General features: G+C 73.8%; 17 protein-coding genes and 1 pseudogene. 7 read left to right on the plus strand and 11 right to left on the minus strand.

Features of this window, described 5'->3' with window-relative positions:
- Positions 1–35: 35 nt before the first annotated feature.
- Both AC2CJA_RS12425 and AC2CJA_RS12430 read right to left on the minus strand, forming a co-directional pair.
- On the minus strand, positions 36–251 hold the full coding sequence (locus AC2CJA_RS12425) for a DUF5326 family protein (protein WP_484602741.1): 216 nt from the start codon (positions 249–251) through the stop codon (positions 36–38).
- 167 nt (positions 252–418) lie between these two features.
- A complete protein-coding gene (locus AC2CJA_RS12430) occupies positions 419–736 on the minus strand; it encodes a cupin domain-containing protein (RefSeq protein ID WP_484602742.1) in 318 nt (105 codons plus the stop codon).
- A 57-nt stretch (positions 737–793) separates the two neighbouring features.
- Between AC2CJA_RS12430 and AC2CJA_RS12435 the strand changes: the two genes are divergently transcribed.
- From AC2CJA_RS12435 to AC2CJA_RS12445, 3 genes and pseudogenes are all read left to right on the plus strand, one after another.
- On the plus strand, positions 794–1,171 hold the full coding sequence (locus AC2CJA_RS12435) for a phage holin family protein (protein ID WP_484602743.1): 378 nt from the start codon (positions 794–796) through the stop codon (positions 1,169–1,171).
- 87 nt (positions 1,172–1,258) lie between these two features.
- Positions 1,259–1,501, plus strand: a pseudogene (locus tag AC2CJA_RS12440) (fructosamine kinase family protein); the annotation flags it as partial.
- Positions 1,502–1,612: 111 nt separating this feature from the next.
- The gene (locus tag AC2CJA_RS12445) at positions 1,613–2,794 is read left to right on the plus strand and encodes a cystathionine gamma-lyase (protein WP_484602755.1); all 1,182 of its coding nucleotides are present in this window, start codon (positions 1,613–1,615) and stop codon (positions 2,792–2,794) included.
- 322 nt (positions 2,795–3,116) lie between these two features.
- Here the strand turns inward: AC2CJA_RS12445 and AC2CJA_RS12450 are convergent, their stop codons facing one another.
- Positions 3,117–5,123: an AfsR/SARP family transcriptional regulator gene (locus AC2CJA_RS12450; RefSeq protein WP_484602744.1), complete on the minus strand. Its 2,007-nt coding sequence runs from the start codon at positions 5,121–5,123 to the stop codon at positions 3,117–3,119.
- Between the two features lie 111 nt (positions 5,124–5,234).
- Here AC2CJA_RS12450 and AC2CJA_RS12455 point away from each other — a divergent pair, with 111 nt between their 5' ends.
- Positions 5,235–6,113, plus strand: coding sequence for an alpha/beta fold hydrolase (locus AC2CJA_RS12455; RefSeq protein WP_484602745.1), 879 nt, complete (start codon positions 5,235–5,237; stop codon positions 6,111–6,113).
- Positions 6,114–6,311: 198 nt separating this feature from the next.
- Positions 6,312–6,854, plus strand: a complete 543-nt coding sequence (locus AC2CJA_RS12460) for an NUDIX domain-containing protein (RefSeq protein WP_484602746.1) — start codon at positions 6,312–6,314, stop codon at positions 6,852–6,854.
- Between the two features lie 65 nt (positions 6,855–6,919).
- Here AC2CJA_RS12460 and AC2CJA_RS12465 read toward each other — a convergent pair whose 3' ends face one another.
- From AC2CJA_RS12465 to AC2CJA_RS12475, 3 genes are all read right to left on the minus strand, one after another.
- A complete protein-coding gene (locus AC2CJA_RS12465) occupies positions 6,920–7,906 on the minus strand; it encodes a pyridoxamine 5'-phosphate oxidase family protein (RefSeq protein ID WP_484602747.1) in 987 nt (328 codons plus the stop codon).
- Between the two features lie 103 nt (positions 7,907–8,009).
- Positions 8,010–9,350, minus strand: coding sequence for a globin domain-containing protein (locus tag AC2CJA_RS12470; RefSeq protein ID WP_484602748.1), 1,341 nt, complete (start codon positions 9,348–9,350; stop codon positions 8,010–8,012).
- A gap of 607 nt (positions 9,351–9,957) precedes the next feature.
- The gene (locus tag AC2CJA_RS12475) at positions 9,958–11,388 is read right to left on the minus strand and encodes a serine hydrolase domain-containing protein (RefSeq protein ID WP_484602749.1); all 1,431 of its coding nucleotides are present in this window, start codon (positions 11,386–11,388) and stop codon (positions 9,958–9,960) included.
- A gap of 133 nt (positions 11,389–11,521) precedes the next feature.
- Between AC2CJA_RS12475 and AC2CJA_RS12480 the strand changes: the two genes are divergently transcribed.
- Entirely contained in the window at positions 11,522–11,959 is a 438-nt protein-coding gene (locus AC2CJA_RS12480) for a VOC family protein (RefSeq protein WP_484602750.1), read from the plus strand.
- On the opposite strand, the gene AC2CJA_RS12485 is transcribed toward AC2CJA_RS12480, so the two are convergent.
- Genes AC2CJA_RS12485 through dnaB form a run of 3 tightly spaced genes read right to left on the minus strand, consistent with a single transcriptional unit; the run spans position 11,929 to position 14,649 of the window.
- Entirely contained in the window at positions 11,929–12,672 is a 744-nt protein-coding gene (locus tag AC2CJA_RS12485; protein ID WP_484602751.1) for a helix-turn-helix domain-containing protein, read from the minus strand. The genes AC2CJA_RS12480 and AC2CJA_RS12485 overlap by 31 nt on opposite strands.
- A 12-nt stretch (positions 12,673–12,684) precedes the next feature.
- Positions 12,685–13,101, minus strand: coding sequence for a YunG family protein (locus AC2CJA_RS12490; protein ID WP_484602752.1), 417 nt, complete (start codon positions 13,099–13,101; stop codon positions 12,685–12,687).
- Between the two features lie 45 nt (positions 13,102–13,146).
- Positions 13,147–14,649, minus strand: a complete 1,503-nt coding sequence (gene dnaB, locus AC2CJA_RS12495) for a replicative DNA helicase (RefSeq protein ID WP_484602753.1) — start codon at positions 14,647–14,649, stop codon at positions 13,147–13,149.
- A gap of 474 nt (positions 14,650–15,123) precedes the next feature.
- Between dnaB and AC2CJA_RS12500 the strand changes: the two genes are divergently transcribed.
- Entirely contained in the window at positions 15,124–16,470 is a 1,347-nt protein-coding gene (locus AC2CJA_RS12500; RefSeq protein WP_484602754.1) for an MATE family efflux transporter, read from the plus strand.
- A 128-nt stretch (positions 16,471–16,598) separates the two neighbouring features.
- On the opposite strand, the gene rplI is transcribed toward AC2CJA_RS12500, so the two are convergent.
- Together rplI and rpsR are read right to left on the minus strand one after the other, a co-directional pair.
- A complete protein-coding gene (gene rplI, locus AC2CJA_RS12505) occupies positions 16,599–17,045 on the minus strand; it encodes a 50S ribosomal protein L9 (protein ID WP_206347370.1) in 447 nt (148 codons plus the stop codon).
- 18 nt (positions 17,046–17,063) lie between these two features.
- On the minus strand, positions 17,064–17,300 hold the full coding sequence (rpsR, locus tag AC2CJA_RS12510; protein WP_027765513.1) for a 30S ribosomal protein S18: 237 nt from the start codon (positions 17,298–17,300) through the stop codon (positions 17,064–17,066).
- Positions 17,301–17,517: the final 217 nt, after the last annotated feature.

Consider the following 17,517-nt stretch of genomic DNA (forward strand, 5'->3'; position numbering starts at 1 on the left):
CGGCGCTGAGCCGCGCCCGTGCCGCCCCGGAGGCGTCAGCCTCCCGAGGAGGAGCCGGAGGAGGCGAACTTCCGCACCAGGTAGACCAGGGCTCCGACCAGTGCCACGAACAGCAGGACCTTGAAGAGCAGCTTCACGACGAAGCCGACGACGGCGAAGATCAGGCCGCCGAAGACGAAGAGCGCGATGAGCGGGATCGCGACCCACTTCACCCACCACGGCAGCGCCGCGAAGGTCTCCTTGAGATCCATGACCGTGTACCCGCTTCCTGAAGTCTCCGGCCACCGGGCGGGCCCGGTGGCCGGTGCGTTCGGTGCTTCCGCCTCCGATGCTAGGCGGACAGGCTCCTCGCCGGGACGCCGCGGACCCGGGTGCCTCCCCGACCGGACCCCTAAGGCGGCCGGTTCCCGGGAGGGGATCAGCCCTCGGGAGGGGAGAAGACCACCAGGACCCGCAGGTCCTCGGTGATGTGGTGGAACCTGTGCGGCACGCCGGCCGGCACGTAGACCACACTGCCGCGCGCGACCGGGGTCGTCTCCTCCCCGACGGTGATCAGCGCCCGGCCGCTGGCGACGAAGTAGACCTCGTCCTGCCGGTGCGGCTGCTGCGGGTCGGGCGCGCCCCGGTCCAGGGCGTACAGGCCGACGGACATGTTCCTCTCGCGCAGGAACTGCAGGTACGCGCCGTCGTTGGCGGCCCGCTCCGCCTCCAGTTCCTCCAGTCGGAACGCCTTCATGACTCCTCGACCCCTCACCGGTAGGCGACCGTCCCCGTTTCTGGAACGATCTCGGACATGGTGAACTTCCTTGTCAGAACGATCGCCAACGCGGTGGCCCTGGCCGTCGCCGTCTGGCTGCTGGACGACATCACGCTCACGGGTGACGACACCGCGGGCAAGACCTTCACGCTGGTCCTCGTCGCGCTGATCTTCGGCGTCGTCAACGCCGTGGTCAAGCCGGTCACGAAACTGCTGTCCCTGCCACTGCTGATCCTCACGCTCGGCCTGTTCACCCTGGTGATCAACGCGCTGATGCTGATGCTCACCTCCTGGCTGGCCGAGCAGTTCGACCTGGCCTTCCGCGTGGAGGGTTTCTGGACGGCGGTGCTCGGCGCCCTGGTGATCTCCATCGTGTCGTGGGCGGTGAGCATGGTGCTGCCCGACGGCGACTGACCGCGGCACGGGCCGGGGGACGGCGCCGGCCTCGGACGGACCGGCGGGCGGCGGACCGGCGGGCCCCCGCGGCCGCCCGCCGCCGTCCACGGCGATCTGTGGTCGGGCGACGTCCTGTGGTCCGCCGACGGCCGCGCCCGTCTGATCGACCCGGCCGCGCGGGGCGGCCACCCCGAGACGGACCTGGCGGTGCTGGAGCTGTTCGGCTGCGCGCACCTGGAGCGGCTGCCGGCGGCGTACGAGGAGGTCCGCCCCCTGCCCGGCCGCAGGGGGCGCGTGCCGCTGCACCGGCTCCAGCACCTGCTGGTGCACGCCGTCCTCTTCGGCTCCGGCCACGGCGCCCGCTGCGGTGCGGCGGCCCGGGCGACGCTCGGCCGATCGGCGCACGTACGCTCGAAGGCGCCGGACGGGCTGGCGGGGGAGAGCGACGAGGAGCAGGACATGACGCGTGAGCGGGACGAGCGGAACGGGCCGCACGGGCAGGGCGGACCGGTCCTGCGGGGCGACGGGACGCGGGTGGTGCGGGCCGGGCTGCCGGACGAGGAGCCGTACGCGCCGCCGCTGCCGGGGCCGGTGCTGGCCGCGCACTTCCACCTGCCCGGCGATCCGGCCGACGCTCCCTACACCTACGGCCGCGACGGCAACCCCACCTGGACGGGCCTGGAGGACGCCATCGGCGAGCTGGAGGCCCCCGGCGACGAGGCGGCGCACACGACCGTCTTCGCCTCCGGTATGGCCGCGATCTCCGCGGTGCTGCTGTCCCGGACGCGGCCCGGCGACGTGGTGGTGCTGCCCTCGGACGGCTACAACCTGCTCGTCCCCGTGCGCGAGCGGCTGGAGGGCTGGGGGGTGGAGGTGCGTACCGCGCCCACCGGCGGCGACGCGCAGCGGGGCGCCCTGGACGGGGCGGCGCTGCTGTGGATCGAGTCCCCCTCCAACCCCGGCCTGGACGTGTGCGACATCCGCCGCCTGGCCGACGCCGCCCACGAGCGCGGCGCGCTGGTCGCCGTGGACAACACCCTGGCCACCCCGCTGGGCCAGCGCCCGCTGGAGCTGGGCGCCGACTACTCGGTGGCCAGCGGCACCAAGGCGCTGACCGGCCACGGCGACGTGCTGCTGGGCTATGTGACGTGCCGGGATCCGCAGCTGGCGGCGTCGGTGCGGTTGTGGCGCAAGACGGTCGGGGCGATCCCCGGGCCGGTGGAGGCGTGGCTGGCGCACCGCTCCCTGGCCACGCTGGAGCTGCGCACCGAGCGGCAGGCCGCGAACGCGCTGGCCGTCGCCGAGGCGCTGCGCGAGCGGCCGGAGGTGCGCGGTGTGCGGCATCCGGGGCTGGCGGACGACCCGGCGCACCCGGTGGCGGCGCGGCAGATGCGGCGCTTCGGCTGCGTGGTCTCCTTCACGCTGCCGGACAAGGGGTTCGCCGAGCGGTTCCTGGCCGCGCTGCGGCTGGTGGACGACGCGACGAGCTTCGGCGGGGTGCGCTCCACCGCCGAGCGGCGCGGCCGGTGGGGCGGGGACGCGGTGCCGGAGGGCTTCGTGCGGATGTCGGTGGGGGTGGAGGACGCGGCCGATCTGGTCGCCGACGTCCGGGCGGCACTGGACGAGGCCGGGCGCGGCTGACGTACGGGCCGGTGGGGAGGCACACGGCGGGAAGGCGCGCGGTGGGGCGCGGGGCGGCTTGATGCTCCCCCCTCATGCCTCAAGCCGCCCCGTGCGACGCGCGTAAACAGCGCATGGTCAAGGTTAGTTGACCGAGCGTTGTTGTCCAGTCGTCATATCCGGATGTGAGTGGTTGAGGTACGGGTGATCCCGGTGAGATCGATCTTGCTGTGGTTCCCCCGTTCCCGACGAGGCCCGGACGTGCCGGACTCGGTGGCGGTCCCGCCTTCCACGGCCGCCCCGGGCCGCGGTCCTCCGGCGCCGGCGGTCGATGCCCTGAGCGTCATGGCGACCTGGTTCCGCCGGGGCCGTGGGGCGGGCACGGACGGGCCCGGGGTTCGCGGACCGCGGCCGCCCGCCCCGCTCCGGCGCACTCCTCCGCCTCTGCCAGGTACCGCGCCACCGGACCCAGGGTCAGCGTTCCGCCGGCGGCGCCGGCGTGTTCCGTACGGGCATCACGCAGGACGGCCGCACAGCGTGCGGCGATTCCGCGCTCGCCGAGACGTACGGCGGCGCGGGCGGTCAGGCACCACATGGCCTCCTGCATGTGGTCACGCGGTGGTTCGGGTACCGCGGCGAGGGCGGTACGGGCTTCCTCGCGCCGGTCCTCGGCGAGCAGCACGAGGGGCCGCGTCCAGGGCCTGTACGGGCCCCAGTCCAGACTCGGGTCGGTGGGCGCCGGCCGGTCGTGCAGCAGACGCAGTCCCAGCAGGGCGAGCGGGAACAGCCCGCGGTGCAGCCCCGGCATTCCGGCCGTCCGGAGGGCGTCCTCGGCACGGCGGTAGTGCGCCGCCGCGGCGGCGGCGGTCGGTCCGCCGGGTTCGGCGCTGCGGGCGGCCGCGGCCCGGGCCCTGAACCACCCGGTGAGGACGGGGACGAGGGGCGCCTCGGCGGTGGCGGCGAGCCGGTCGGCCGCGTCGGCGTGTGAGGCCGCGGCGTCGAGGTCGCCGAGGGCCGAGGCCGACTGCAGGCGGACGAGCCGGCCGAGTACGGCGAAGTCCGGCAGCTCGTGCCGGGTGGCCAGGCCGAGGATCTCGGCGCCGGTCCCGTCCCGTGCCGCCGCGAGTCCGGGGCGGGTGAAGGACTGCAGGAACACCCCGTTGAGGGCGAAGGCCAGCAGGGCGGGATCGGCCAGGCGCCGTGCCAGCTCCTCCGCCTGTAGCGCCGCCCGCCGCGCGTGCTTCAGCTCGGTCCCGGACAGATCGGCGCTGCGGCTCTCGACGGCGACCGTGGCCAGGAGGCGGGCGCGCAGGTCGGCGGGGCCGTCCGGGCCGAGCCCGGTGAGCGTGCGCTCGGCAGCCGCGATGACGGCGCGGGACTGCTCGGGATCGTCGGCACGGCTCCAGATGGCGGGCACGTCGTAGGCGCCGATGGTCCGGGCGGTCAGGGAGAGGTCTCCCGTGCGTTCCGCCGCGCGGATGGCGGCGAGGCGGTCGCGCCGGGAGCGGACGAGGGCGTCGCCGCCCGCCAGCGCGAGGGTGCGGGCCAGCTCCACGGTGGTGCGCGGGCCGAGCCGGACACCGTGGCCGGTCCACGCGACAGGCGCTCCCGGGGACGCTGCCCCGTTGAGGATGTCCTTCTCCAGGCGCTGAAGGCCGGTGCCGGGGTCGAGTCCGAGCCGGTGGACGAGCATCGCGCGGGCGCGGCGGAGGACGGCCAGTGCGTCGGCCCGGCGGTCCGCGCGGTACAGCGCGCGGGCGAGCAGCTCCCAGGCCGGCTCGCGCCATGGGTGTTCGGCGACATGGGCGCCCAGTCCGGCGACCAGGTCGGCACCTTCCCCGGAGTCGAGGAGGATGCGGGCGCGCAGTTCCACCCCCTCCAGCCTCAGTTCCTCCAGTCGGGTCCGCTCGCGCTGCGCCCACGCGGAGCCGGTCACATCGGCATAGGCGGGTCCGCGCCAGGCCGCGAGCGCCGTGCCGAGGTCGGTCACCGCGCCGGGGTCGCGGCGGGCTCGGGCCAGGGTGTCCTCGAACCGGTGGACGTCCACGTCGTCGCGCGGCAGGCGCAGCGCGTAGCCGGGACCTTCGGTGACGATCACACGCGGCGGATCGCGGGGCGGCCGGCCGGGTTCGAGGGCGCGGCGCAGCGCGGCGACGAACGTGCGCAGGGCGCCCACGGCGCGGACCGGCGGATCGGTCCACAGGTCGTCGACAAGGGTGTCGGTGGTGACCATCCGCGCCTCGGCGGCGACGAGCCGGGCGAGTACCTCACGGTGTCGGGGTCCGCCCAGGTCGACCGGGCCGCCGTCGTCCCGGAGGGCCCGCACCGCACCCAGTACGTCGATTCGCATGCCCCCATCCTCCGTGCCGGGGCCTGCCGCGCCCAACCGCGCTGATCGGCCGCTGATCGCCGTCGCCCAGGCTGGTCCGGCCGAGTCCCCGACCCGAAAGGGTGATCCCCCATGACGCTCACCGTTCCCGGCTTCGACCACGTCCGCCTGCCCGGTGCGGGCGGTGTGGAACTGGCCGCGTCCGTCGGCGGCGGTGGCGGCCCGGTCGTGCTGTTGCACGGTTTTCCCCAGACCCGCCTGATGTGGCGGCACGTCGCCGAGCGGCTCGGCGACGAGCACACGGTGGTCTGTCCCGACCTGCGGGGTTACGGCGCCAGCGACAAGCCGGCGGCCACCGGCCCCGATGTGTACGCCAAGCGCACCATGGCCGCCGATGTCGTGAACCTGATGGAGGCGCTCGGCCACGAGCGCTTCGCCCTCGTCGGCCACGACCGAGGCGCCCTGGTCGCCTTCCGGGCTGGGCTGGACCACCCCGAGACCATCACGCACCTGGGCATCCTCGACATCGTGCCGACGCTCGACATGTGGAACGTCCTGCACGGCGTCTCGGCGGCGGTCGGCTACCACCTCTTCCTGATGGCGCAGCCGCCGGGCCTGCCGGAGGCGATGATCGCGGGCAGTGCGGACGCGTTCTTCGGTTCGTTCCTCGACGCCTGGGCCAACGACCCGAACGCCATGCCCGAGGACGTGCGTGCCGAATACCTGCGCGCGAGCGCCGCGGCGGTGCCCTCGATCGTCGCGGACTACCGGGCCTCGGCGGACATCGACGTCATGCACGACCAGGCCGACCTGGACGCCGGGTCGCAACTGGCCATGCCCGTGCTGGTCGTCCAGCAGGACTGGGGCGCACAGCTGGGCTACGACGCCGCCGGGGTGTGGAAGGCGTGGGCGCCGGACCTGGACCACCGGCTGACCCGCGCCGGGCACTTCATGGCCGAAGAGGCACCCGGCGAGATCGCGGCGGCGGTCCAGGACCTGCTGGCCCGCTGAGCCTCCTGCCCCCGGCTCGCCGGCCGGACCACGTCGGCCGGCGAGCGCCGGGTTTCCGGTGATCTGCACTCTTCTCCCGCGCCGGGTACCCGGGCGGCGCCGCTTCCGCCGGCCCGCCGTCCCCGCCACCGCCGTACACGGCACCGCCGGCCGGTCCCGGAAGGTTTCACCGGCCCCGGAGCGGGCCAGACCTCCCCCATGACCGCCGACGCGCGCCCCGTGGTCAAACGCACCGCCCGGGCCATCCTGCTCGATGACGACGAGATGATCCTGATCAAGCGGACCAAGCCCGGCCGCGAGCCGTACTGGATCACTCCGGGCGGCGGCGTCGAGACCGGGGACGCCACCGTCGTCGACGCCCTCCACCGCGAACTGGACGAGGAGCTGGGTGCGAAGGTGACCGACGCGGTCCCCGCCTTCGTCGACACCGTCCCCTACGACCCGGCCGAGGACGCGGGGAGCGGCGCGGCGGTCGTCGCACCGTGGGCCGCGGGGGCGCCGGACGCCGCGAGGGACGCGGTGAAGGTGCAGTTCTTCTTCGTCTGCCGGCTGGCCTCGATGGACCTGTCGCGCCGGCACGGCCCGGAGGTCGAGGAGCCGCGCGGCGAGTACGAGGTCGTCCGCGTCCCCTTCACCCGCGCGGGCGTCGCCTCGGTGGAGGTGGTGCCCTCCTCGCTGCGCGCCTACCTCGACGCCAACATCGAGGGCGTGCGCGCCCTGCTGAGCCCGGATCTGGGCTGACGTCCACGGGCCTCCCGGATCCGGGAGCCGCAGGAACCGGGGAGGCCGGGGACCGGGAAGGCCGGTCAGCCGAACCAGCCCCGGAACGGTGTCCGTTCGCCCTCCGCCCGGCGCGGGCGGGCCCTGGCGAGCAACTGCTCGGCATGGGCGCGCCAGGCCGCCGGGTCGTCGGAGGGCGGCACGGATCCGCCGGGCCCGCCCGCGCGAGCATGCTCGCGCGGCGGCCGTACGGGCGGACCGCCGCGCCGCCGCGCCTCGTCCGCCGCCCCGAAGAAGTCTCCGCCCTTGCGCCGCTGGTCGTCCGTGCCCCAGTCGCGCGGGGTTCCCCTGGGAACCGGCCGCAGATGCGGGATGTGCTTGGCGCAGTGGATGTAGGCCTCCTCCACCGTCACCCGCACCCACACCAGCGCCCGCCGCCCGGGCACGGAGTCGGACGGCAGGTCCGGATGGGCCGAGCGCAGTTCGGCGTCCTCGACGATCCCGGCGCGGCCGTTGACGTGCAGGCCGATCCGGGCCTGGAAGAAGTCGACCAGCAGGATGCCCAGATGCGGGTTCTCCTGGATGTTGCCGAGACTGGCGTGCACACCGTTGCCCCGGTACTCGGGGTAGACCAGGGTCCGCTCGTCGATCACGTGCAGGAAACCGGGCGGACCGGCCCGGAAGGAGTTGTCGCACTCGCCGTGCCGGTCGGCGGTGGCCAGGAAGAACATCTCCTGCCGGCCGATGAACTCCCGCATCCGCTCGTTGAGGTGGTCGAGCATCTGCTCACCGTAGAAACGGTCGGCGCGCCCGGCCGTACCCAGGCGCCGCTGCATCGCGTGCTCGCCGTCACTGCCGGGGCGTACGGGCTCGAGGCCGTACTCGGGCCCGGGGGCCGGTGCGGGGGCCGTGGAGGGAGCGGGGGCGAGATCGGCCGGCGCCGCGTCCCGCGTCCCGCCCACCGCCCACCCCGGGTGTTCCCGGCCCGCACCGGGCACCGCACGGACCGTGCTCACCGTCCTGAGCGCCATGGTGGCGTCGACCGCTTCCGTCGCGTCCACGTCGTGGTTCACGTGGTGGTTCCGTCCTGTCTCGCTGTCGCGTCCGCTTCATCCGCTTCGCCCGCCCGCCGCCGTCCCCGGCCACGGCCCCGCGGGCGCCGTGTACCCCGCGGCCTCAGCCCCGCAGGGCGACCGGTACGCCGAGGGGGTCGTGCCGTATCCGGTCGGAGGGAATCCCCACTCCCACCAGCGCGTCCACCCCGCTGCGGATCATCCCCGGCGGACCGGACAGGTAGCCGTCGAAGGCGTGCCACGGCCCGCCCCTCCGTACCACCTCCGGAAGCCGGCCGGTGATTCCGCCAGACGGGCCCTCGACCACCGGGCGGACCGACAGCCACGACAACCTCCGCTCCATCTCGCGCAGGGTCTCCAGGTCGTACAGGTCCAGGTCGCTGCGGGCGCCGTAGAACACCTCCACCGGGCGGGCGCGGCCGTGCCCGGCGACCTCCTCGACCAGTGCCTTGATGGGCGCGATGCCCGTGCTGCCGCCCAGGCAGAGCAGGCCGTTGCCACGGGAGTGGTCCACCGTCATCGAGCCGGCCGGCCCGCCCAGCCGCAGCACGTCGCCGGGGCGGGCCCGGTGGACGAGCGCGCGCGAGACCCAGCCCGCGGGCACCGCCTTGACGTGGAAGACCAGCAGCCCGTCCGAGCGCGGTGCGCAGGCCAGGGAGTACTGCCGCCACACCTTCGGCCACCAGGGCGTCTCGACGCCGGCGTACTGGCCGGCCAGGAACGGATAGGGCTGGTCGGGCCGGACGGTGACGACGGCGATGTCGGGGGTGCGCATCTCGTGCGAGACCACCTCCGCCCGCCACAGCGCCGGCGCCTTCCGCGCGTCCTCGGCCGCGGCGTCGATCATGATCTGGGAGATGGCGGTGTAGGCCCGCACCCAGGCGGCCTCGGCCTCCTCGCCCCAGGTACGCGGGGCATAGCGGGCCAGCGCGTCGATCAGGCACTCGCCCACGGCGGGATAGTGCCCGGGGACGGTCCCGTACTTGCGGTGGCCGCGACCGAGATGGGAGAGGTACTTCACCAGCGTGCGGTGCTCGTCGATCAGCCCGGCGGCTGTGAGCAGCGCCCTGAACAGCCGGTCGCGCTGGGCGTCCATGGCGGCGGGGAACAGTGCGCGCACGCCCGGGTTCCGGGTGAACAGCAGGGCGTAGAAGTAAGAGGTGAGCGCCTGGGAGACCGGTTCCACCTCGTCCAGGACACGGCATATCAGCTCCGCGTCGCGGGAGGGCTCGAACCGCCCGTAGCCGGGGTTGACGGGGAACTCCGGGACCGGTCCGGCCTCGGGGAACGCGGGCTCCGGCGCGGGTCCGGGGCGGGGCGGTGGTGCCGTGCGCCCCTCCCCCGCCCGCGGGGCGAACCAGCCCCGTTCGCCGTCCCCGCCGCCGGTGGGCGGCCCGCCGGCCGCGTGCTGGGGGGTGCCGTTGCCCGCCGACATAGTGGCCATGGTCTGTCTCGCCTCGTACGTCTTCCGATCGGTCCGGTCACTTACAGAGCGGAAACCGCCTGGACAGCGCCCCTCGTTTCACCGGCCGCGAAAAGCGGATATGCGTGAGCGGTGATGCATGGCCACGACCATACCGTCATACTATCGATACACAAGCCCTGACCGGGATTTCGTACAATTCCGCGGACTCCGCCGCCCAGCCGAATTGCGCCGCACCGCTCCCGGCGGCCGGCCCTCCGCCCCGAGCGGCCGGTGAGGAACCGCCTGCCCCGCCGACCAGTGGGATCACCCCGGCACACCTCTCGGGCGGCGCGCGGGGACACGGCAGGACATCCCGTTCATCCGGCCCCGCCACCCCGAATCCGGCACATTCTCCATACATTGTCTTCACTTCTCCGCCCATGAGTGCGGAAACCAGGAGCACGGAAGGCAGCGGAGAGCGGTCTGTCCACGACTTCCGGAGCGCTCCGCTTACTTTCCAGCCGGCCTGTGAATTCCGGCCGCACGCACCCGGAAAAGCGGCGAAAACGTATACCCGGGGAGTTCCGGAGCATGCCCCGGCGACCCCGGCCTCCGGTTCGCCCCCCTACTCGGTGGCGCACGGAGTTCACTCCGCGCGCCACCCCTGCGGGTCCACACCGCCTGGAACGGGTGCCTCCGGGTCGTACGGGGTGCGGGTGAGGACGAACGTGCCCAGGTCCAGGTGGGTCACCGCCCCCTCCACCCCGCGTACCGCCCGCAGCGTCTCGCCCGCGTAGTAGCCGTCCAGCCCCGTCCAGGTGCCGTCCGCCTCCGGCCTGAAGCGCGAGGCTCGCCCGGCGCCGCCGACCGGGACAAGCTCCAGCGCCCGCCCCTCGCACACCCGCAGCGCGAACACCGACGGCCCCCAGTACCACGGCCCCGTCAGCGCCAGCAGCTCCGGGACGGTCCGCGAGCGCGGACGCCACGGCTCGGGGAAGGACGGCTCGCGCTCGGCGACGATCCCCAGCAGATCGGCCGCCAGAGCGCCCACCGGCAGCCCCGAGGTCGCGTTGACCAGCGCCACGCTCGCCAGCCGCTCCCCGGGAACGGTCCACACGGCCGCGAGGAAGCCCGGCATGGAACCGGTGTGCCCGGCCAGCAACCGCCCACCGGAGCGCACCAGCTGCATCCCCAGCCCGTACGCCTGGTCCCAGGACTCCGCCTCCGGCGCCACCGCCGGCGCCCGCATCCGCGCCAGGCCCTCCGCACCGAGCACCCGGTCGTCGCCCGCCGCCAGGAACGCCGCGAAGCGGCACAGGTCCCCGGCCGTGGACCACAGCTGCCCGGCCGGCGCCATCAGCCCGGTGTCCGCGAGCGGCTCGGGCAGCACCGCGTCCGCCCACGGGTGCACGGCCCACCCCCGGGCGTACGGCTCCCGCGGCAGCGGCGTCGTACGGTCCATGCCCAGCGGGTCGAGCACCTCCTCGCGCAGCACCTCGTACCAGGACGCGCCGCGCAGCCGCTCCACCAGGGAGCCCAGCAGGGCGTAACCGAGGTTGGAGTAGTGGTGCCGCCGGCCGGCCGGATGCCGCACGGGCCGCTCGCCGAACAGGTCGGCCACCCCGGGGCGCAGCTCACCGGGCGTCCGCTCCCACCAGGGACCACGCGGCTCGGCGGCCAGCCCGGCCGAGTGGGACAGCAACTGGGCGACCGTCGCCCGGGCCGCCTCCTCCCCGGCCCCGGCGGGCACCTCCAGATGCCCGCCGAGCGGGTCGGACAGATCCAGCAGCCCCTCGTCGCACAGCCGCATCACCAGCACGGCGACGAACGTCTTGGTGATCGAGCCGATCCGGTACCGGGTGTCCGCGGTCGGCTCGGCCTCCGTCTCCCCCGCCGCGCCGGGCGGGCCGACCGCACCGCCGCGCACCCCCGTCCACACCGTCCGCCCGTCCCGCACCACGGCCCCCACCGCCGACGGCACCCGCCCCTCGGCCTGCGCGACGGCCAGCCTGTGGAGGAGCGCGCGACGGGTCTCCGGAAGCAGCTCGCCGTCCATGTCCGCACTGGAATCGATCATCCGCCCACTCTCCCCGGCCGCGTCGGCCGGGGCCAGCGTTTTCCACCGCGCCGCTCCCTTGGTGGTACGGGCGCCGCCGGACACGTCCGATTCCTTCAAGACCTCCGGCCCGGCGTCGCCCCACCATGGTCGTATGGCACCCCGTATCGATCTCGTCGGCCTGGTCACCTCCGACATGGCCGCCTCGCTCGCGTTCTACCGACGGCTCGGCCTCGACGTCCCCGCCGGCGCCGAAGAACAGCCCCATGTGGAGGTCCCGCTGCCCGGCGGCCTGCGCGTCGCCTGGGACACCGTCGAGACCGTCCGCTCCTTCGATCCCTCCTGGACCCCGCCCAGCGGCGGCGGACGCGTCGAACTCGCCTTCGCCTGCGACGACCCCGCCGACGTCGACCGGCAGTACGCCGAACTGGCGCGGGCCGGCCACACCGGACACAAGGAGCCCTGGGACGCCTTCTGGGGGCAGCGGTACGCCATCGTCCTCGATCCCGACGGCAACGCGGTCTCCCTCTTCGCCCCGCTGCCGGACGGCGCACCCGGCGATCACTCCTCCGACAGCAGCACCGAGAGCTGAACCCCGGCCAGCGCCCTGACCTCGCGCGACAGATGCGCCTGGTCCGCGTACCCGGCACCGGCTGCGGCCGACGCCGGCGGCACGCCGCCGCGGACCAGGCGCAGAGCCCGCCGGAACCGCAGCACCCGGGCCAGGGTCTTGGGCCCGTAGCCGAAGGCCGCCAGCGAGCGGCGGTGGAGCTGCCGCTCGCTCAGCCCCACCCCGCGCGCCACCTCGGCGACGCTCTCGCCGGCACGCAGACCGGCGGCCACCGCCGCCGTCAGCGGATCGTCCGGCACCCGGCGCAGCCGTACCGCCGCCGCCTCCTCCAGCACCGCCCCGCCCGGGACCCCGTCACGTGCCCCGGCCATCCGCTCGGCCAGCTCCCGCGCCTCACGCTCGGGCCAGACCGCGTCCAGGGGCACCCGCGCGTCACGCAGTTCGTGCGCCGGCACGCCCAGGACGCGCGGCCCGGTGCCGGGCGGGAACCGCAGCCCCACACAGCCGGTCCCCGGCAGGTCTTCGGTCAGCTGGGCCCTGGTGTCCGGCCCGGCCACCAGCAGCCCGCCGGCCGTCCGGATCAGATCCATGCACCCGTCCGGCAGAATCCGCGCCCGGCTCGGGCGCGGAAGGGCCTCCCGGCGCCACACCACCGCGCCGGCCACCCGCCGCGACCCCCGCTCCTCGTACACCTCACCGGCCTCCCGCCCGTCCGCCTCCCGCCACTCCTTCACCCGGCGGGCGCCTCACGGACCCGGCACCGGCGGCAGCGGGCCGAGGTGCCCCTCGACGCGCCCCCTCAGCACCAGGTACTCCTCCCAGCGGTGGCGCGTCCGCCCTTGGGGCCGCTCCACCGGCCGCCCCCCGGTGACCGCCTCGCCCCTGATGAACTGCTCACGCGTCAGATCGAGTTCGACCCCGTTCGGCAGCCGGTTCCACCAGTGGTAGCCCTCCTGCTCACCACCGCGGAACACCTCGCCGACCACCAGCTCACCACCCAGCAGATCGTTGACGACCAGGGAGGTGATGTCGCAGTGCCCCCAGGCGGGGTTGTCCGGGCTCCACTCGGTACGCGTGATGTCCGAGGGATGGCAGGTGTCGGCGGACCAGCTCGCGCGCAGGGCGCGGTCGATGTCCAGCAGCGTCCACGGGGTCGGGGTCATGCCGGCGAGCATGGCAGGGCCCACTGACAACGCCGCCGCCCCCGGTCACGTCTGGGCCATGTCCACGAAGCGCGAGTAGTGTCCCTGGAAGGCCACCGTGATCGTCGCCGTCGGGCCGTTGCGGTGCTTGGCCACGATCAGGTCCGCCTCGCCCGCCCGGGGCGACTCCTTCTCGTAGGCGTCCTCGCGGTGCAGCAGGATGACCATGTCGGCGTCTTGTTCGATGGAGCCCGATTCACGCAGGTCCGAGACCATCGGCTTCTTGTCGGTGCGCTGCTCGGGTCCGCGGTTGAGCTGGGAGAGCGCGATCACCGGCACCTCCAGTTCCTTGGCCAGCAGCTTGAGGTTCCGGGACATCTCCGAGACCTCCTGCTGACGGCTCTCGGGACGGCGCGAGCCGCCCGACTGCATCAGCTGGAGGTAGTCGATGACGACCAGCCGCAGGTCGTTGCGCTGCTTGAGGCGGCGGCACTTGGCGCGGATCTCCATCATCGTCAGGTTCGGCGAGTCGTCGATGTACAGCGGCGCGCCCGTGACATCGGGCATCTGGCGCGCCAGCCGGTTCCAGTCCTCGTCCGTCATGCTGCCCGACCGCATATGGTGCAGCGCCACCCGCGCCTCGGCCGACAGCAGCCGCATCGCGATCTCGTTGCGGCCCATCTCCAGCGAGAAGATCACGCTGGGCAGGTTGTTCCTGATCGAGCAGGCCCGGGCGAAGTCCAGGGCAAGGGTCGACTTGCCCATCGCCGGCCTGGCCGCGATGACGACCATCTGGCCCGGGTGCAGGCCGTTGGTCAGGGAGTCCAGGTCGGTGAAGCCCGTCGGCACGCCCGACATCTGGCCGCTGCGCGAGCCGATCGCCTCGATCTCGTCGAGCGCGCCCTCCATGATGTCGGCGAGCGGGAGGTAGTCCTCCGAGGTGCGCTGTTCGGTGACGGCGTAGATCTCCGCCTGGGCCGAGTTGACGATCTCGTCCACGTCGCCGTCGGCCGCGTACCCCATCTGCGTGATGCGGGTGCCCGCCTCCACCAGGCGGCGCAGGACGGCGCGCTCGTGGACGATCTCCGCGTAGTACTGGGCGTTGGCCGCGGTGGGGACGGCCTGGACCAGGGAGTGCAGATAGCCGGGGCCGCCGACCTTGGCGATCTCGCCGCGTCTGGTCAGCTCGGCGGCGACGGTGATGGGGTCGGCCGGCTCGCCCTTGGCGTAGAGGTCGAGGACGGCCTGGTAGATCGTCTCGTGGGCCGGGCGGTAGAAGTCCTTGCCCTGGAGGGTCTCCACCACGTCCGCGATGGCGTCCTTGGACAGCAGCATGCCGCCGAGGACGGACTTCTCGGCGTCGAGGTCCTGCGGGGGAAGCCGGTCGAAGCCGCCCACCTGGCTCGCGGGCCAGGTGTCGGCGCCGCGGTCGTGGCGCTCGCCGTCCGCGGCGGCGTCGCGGCCGCGCCGGGAGACGGGGAGGTGGTCGCCGGGGCCGGGCCCTCCCGGCCCCGGGGCCCCGGCGGCGTATCCGGGTGCCGGGCTGTCGACGTGTTCGGACTGCGTCACCCCGCCACCTCCTCCCGTTCCTCGCGACCCGCGCCCTTCTTTCCTATGGCACGGCTCTGACACTGGGTTCGCCCGTTCCCCGGTAGCGGTTCCGGTCCCGGCTCCGGTCGGGGCAGGGCCGGGGACCGGGCGAAGCGGAGGGGAACAGCAGGCGGGCGCCGGACAACGGTAGGGCTACGGGGGCCTCCAGCCAATCCGGTTATCCACAGGGTGTGTGGATGAACGACCGCATCCTGTGGAGAACTCGTCGATTCCTGTGCACGGGTCGGGGGACGGGCCTGTGGAGAAGTCGGTCGGTCGACTTTTACACAAGGTCTGAACTGGTGTTTTTCCATCCACCGGCTGTGCAGGAGAAAAACTTCGCGACTCGCGTCAAGATCGCGACAAACGGCGCAGAGGATCTCACCCCAAGCGAGGAATGGTAATGGTCACATCTCTATTGCAACTATTACTTGTGGATGTTTGGATCGGATCATGACATCCGCTTCCCCGCCCGCCGGGCGCACCGCGGCACGCCGCCACGACCGCGAGATCATCGCACTGGCGCTCCCTGCCTTCGGCGCGCTCGTCGCGGAGCCCCTGTTCGTCATGGCCGACAGCGCGATAGTGGGCCACCTGGGCACCCCTCAGCTCGCCGGGCTCGGTGTCGCGGCCACCCTGCTGACGACCGGGGTGAACGTCTTCGTCTTCCTCGCCTACGCCACCACCGCCGCCGTCGCGCGCCGCGTCGGGGCCGGCGACCTGCCCGCCGCCATCCGGCAGGGCATGGACGGAATCTGGCTGGCGCTGCTGCTCGGCGCGGCGGTGGTGGCCGCCGCACTGCCCGCCGCACCCGCGCTCGTCGACCTGTTCGGGACGTCCGCGACCGCGGCGCCGCACGCGGTGACGTATCTGCGGATCAGCGCGCTGGGCGTTCCGGCCATGCTCGTGGTCCTGGCCGCCACCGGGGTGCTGCGCGGACTGCAGGACACCCGGACCCCGCTGTACGTGGCCGTCGGCGGCTTCTCCGCCAATGTCGTGCTCAACTTCGCCCTGGTGTACGGCGCCGGGCTGGGCATCGCCGGCTCGGCCTGGGGCACGGTGATCGCGCAGTGCGCGATGGCGGCCGTCTATCTGGTGGTGGTGGTCAGGGGCGCCCGGCGGCACGGCGCCTCGCTGCGGCCGGACGCGGTCGGGATCCGGGCCAGTGGCCGGGCCGGGGCGCCGCTGCTGGTGCGCACCCTGTCGCTGCGCGCCGTGCTGGTGCTGGCGACCGCCGTCGCGGCGGGACTGGGGGATGTGGAGGTGGCCGCGCACCAGATCACGCTGACCGTCTGGTCACTGCTGGCCTTCGCGCTGGACGCCATCGCCATCGCCGGGCAGGCGATCATCGGCCGCTACCTGGGCGCGGGGGACGCGGCTGGGGCGCGGGCCGCGTGCCGGCGGATGGTGCGGTGGGGAATCGCCTCCGGTGTGGTGCTGGGGATGCTGGTGGTCGCGGCACGCCCGCTGCTGCTGCCGCTGTTCACCCCGGACACCGCCGTACACGACCGGCTGACGCCGGCGCTGCTGGTGGTGGCGGTGACCTCGCCGGTCGCGGGGGTGGTCTTCGTACTGGACGGGGTGCTGATGGGCGCGGGTGACGGCCCGTATCTGGCGTGGGCGGCACTGGCGACACTGGTGGTGTTCGCCCCGGCGGCGCTGGCGGTCCCGGTGCTGGGCGGAGGGCTGACCGCGCTGTGGTGGGCGGTCGCCGGACTGATGATGGGAATGCGGCTGGTCACCCTGTGGCTGCGGGCCCGCTCGGGCCGCTGGGTCGTCACCGGGGCGGTGCGCGCCTGAGCGGACCGCTGAGCACGGCACGGAGCACGGTGAAGGGCCGCGGGGCCCCGCCGCCGCGGGGCGGCCCCCCCCCCCCCGCCGGGGGCCCCCGCCCCTTCGACCGCGTGCCGGGGCGCGCCGGGGTGCCGTCAGGCGGCGCCGACCTCGACGCCGATCTTGGCGACGACCTCGGGGTGCAGACGCACCGAGACCCGGTGCGAGCCCAGGGTCTTGATCGGGGCGTCCAGCTCGATGCGGCGCTTGTCGACGTCCGGTCCGCCCGCGGTCTTCACCGCCGCGGCGACGTCGGCCGGGGTGACGGAGCCGAACAGGCGGCCCTGGTCGCCGGCGCGGACCTTCAGGCGCACGGTGACGCCCTCCAGCCTGCCCTTGATCTCGTTGGCCTGCTCGATCGTGGCGATCTCGTGGATCTTGCGGGCGCGGCGGATCTGCTCGACGTCCTTCTCCCCGCCCTTGGTCCAGCGGATGGCGAATCCGCGGGGGAGCAGGTAGTTGCGGGCGTACCCGTCCTTCACCTCGACGATGTCGCCGGCGTTGCCGAGACCCGAGACCTCGTTGGTCAGGATGATCTTCATGAGTCGGTCATCCTTCCCTTATCGAGCGGTCGAGGTGTAGGGCAGCAGCGCCATCTCACGGCTGTTCTTCACAGCCGTGGCGACGTCACGCTGGTGCTGGGTGCAGTTGCCGGTGACACGGCGGGCACGGATCTTGCCGCGGTCGGAGATGAACTTCCGCAGCAGGTTCGTGTCCTTGTAGTCGACGTACTTGATCTTTTCCTTGCAGAACACGCAAACCTTCTTCTTCGGCTTGCGAGCAGGCGGCTTCGCCATTGTCTCTCTCCGTTTGGTTCAAGAAGTCTGTGCCTGTGAGCGCAGCCCTCCCGGAACCCCTGGGGGTCTCAGAAGGGGGGCTCGTCCGAGTAGCCGCCGCCGGAACCGCCGGAGCCACCACCCCAGCCACCACCGCCGCCGCCCTGCTGGCCGCCGGCCGGAGCGCCGGTCGCCCACGGGTCGCCCGCGGGTGCGCCGCCGCCCTGCTGGCCGCCGC

This window comes from Streptomyces sp. ATLC9 (genome assembly GCF_057196705.1).

Excerpts from the sequence above, each read along its gene's own strand:
- AC2CJA_RS12445 (WP_484602755.1), top strand. The coding sequence starts at position 1,613 with ATGACGCGTGAGCGGGACGAGCGGAACGGGCCGCACGGGCAGGGCGGA.
- AC2CJA_RS12475 (WP_484602749.1), bottom strand. The coding sequence starts at position 11,388 with ATGATCGATTCCAGTGCGGACATGGACGGCGAGCTGCTTCCGGAGACC.
- AC2CJA_RS12470 (WP_484602748.1), bottom strand. The coding sequence starts at position 9,350 with ATGGCCACTATGTCGGCGGGCAACGGCACCCCCCAGCACGCGGCCGGC.
- rpsR (WP_027765513.1), bottom strand. The coding sequence starts at position 17,300 with ATGGCGAAGCCGCCTGCTCGCAAGCCGAAGAAGAAGGTTTGCGTGTTC.
- AC2CJA_RS12500 (WP_484602754.1), top strand. The coding sequence starts at position 15,124 with ATGACATCCGCTTCCCCGCCCGCCGGGCGCACCGCGGCACGCCGCCAC.
- AC2CJA_RS12455 (WP_484602745.1), top strand. The coding sequence starts at position 5,235 with ATGACGCTCACCGTTCCCGGCTTCGACCACGTCCGCCTGCCCGGTGCG.
- AC2CJA_RS12435 (WP_484602743.1), top strand. The coding sequence starts at position 794 with ATGGTGAACTTCCTTGTCAGAACGATCGCCAACGCGGTGGCCCTGGCC.
- AC2CJA_RS12490 (WP_484602752.1), bottom strand. The coding sequence starts at position 13,101 with ATGACCCCGACCCCGTGGACGCTGCTGGACATCGACCGCGCCCTGCGC.
- AC2CJA_RS12480 (WP_484602750.1), top strand. The coding sequence starts at position 11,522 with ATGGCACCCCGTATCGATCTCGTCGGCCTGGTCACCTCCGACATGGCC.
- AC2CJA_RS12450 (WP_484602744.1), bottom strand. The coding sequence starts at position 5,123 with ATGCGAATCGACGTACTGGGTGCGGTGCGGGCCCTCCGGGACGACGGC.
- rplI (WP_206347370.1), bottom strand. The coding sequence starts at position 17,045 with ATGAAGATCATCCTGACCAACGAGGTCTCGGGTCTCGGCAACGCCGGC.
- AC2CJA_RS12460 (WP_484602746.1), top strand. The coding sequence starts at position 6,312 with ATGACCGCCGACGCGCGCCCCGTGGTCAAACGCACCGCCCGGGCCATC.
- AC2CJA_RS12430 (WP_484602742.1), bottom strand. The coding sequence starts at position 736 with ATGAAGGCGTTCCGACTGGAGGAACTGGAGGCGGAGCGGGCCGCCAAC.
- AC2CJA_RS12425 (WP_484602741.1), bottom strand. The coding sequence starts at position 251 with ATGGATCTCAAGGAGACCTTCGCGGCGCTGCCGTGGTGGGTGAAGTGG.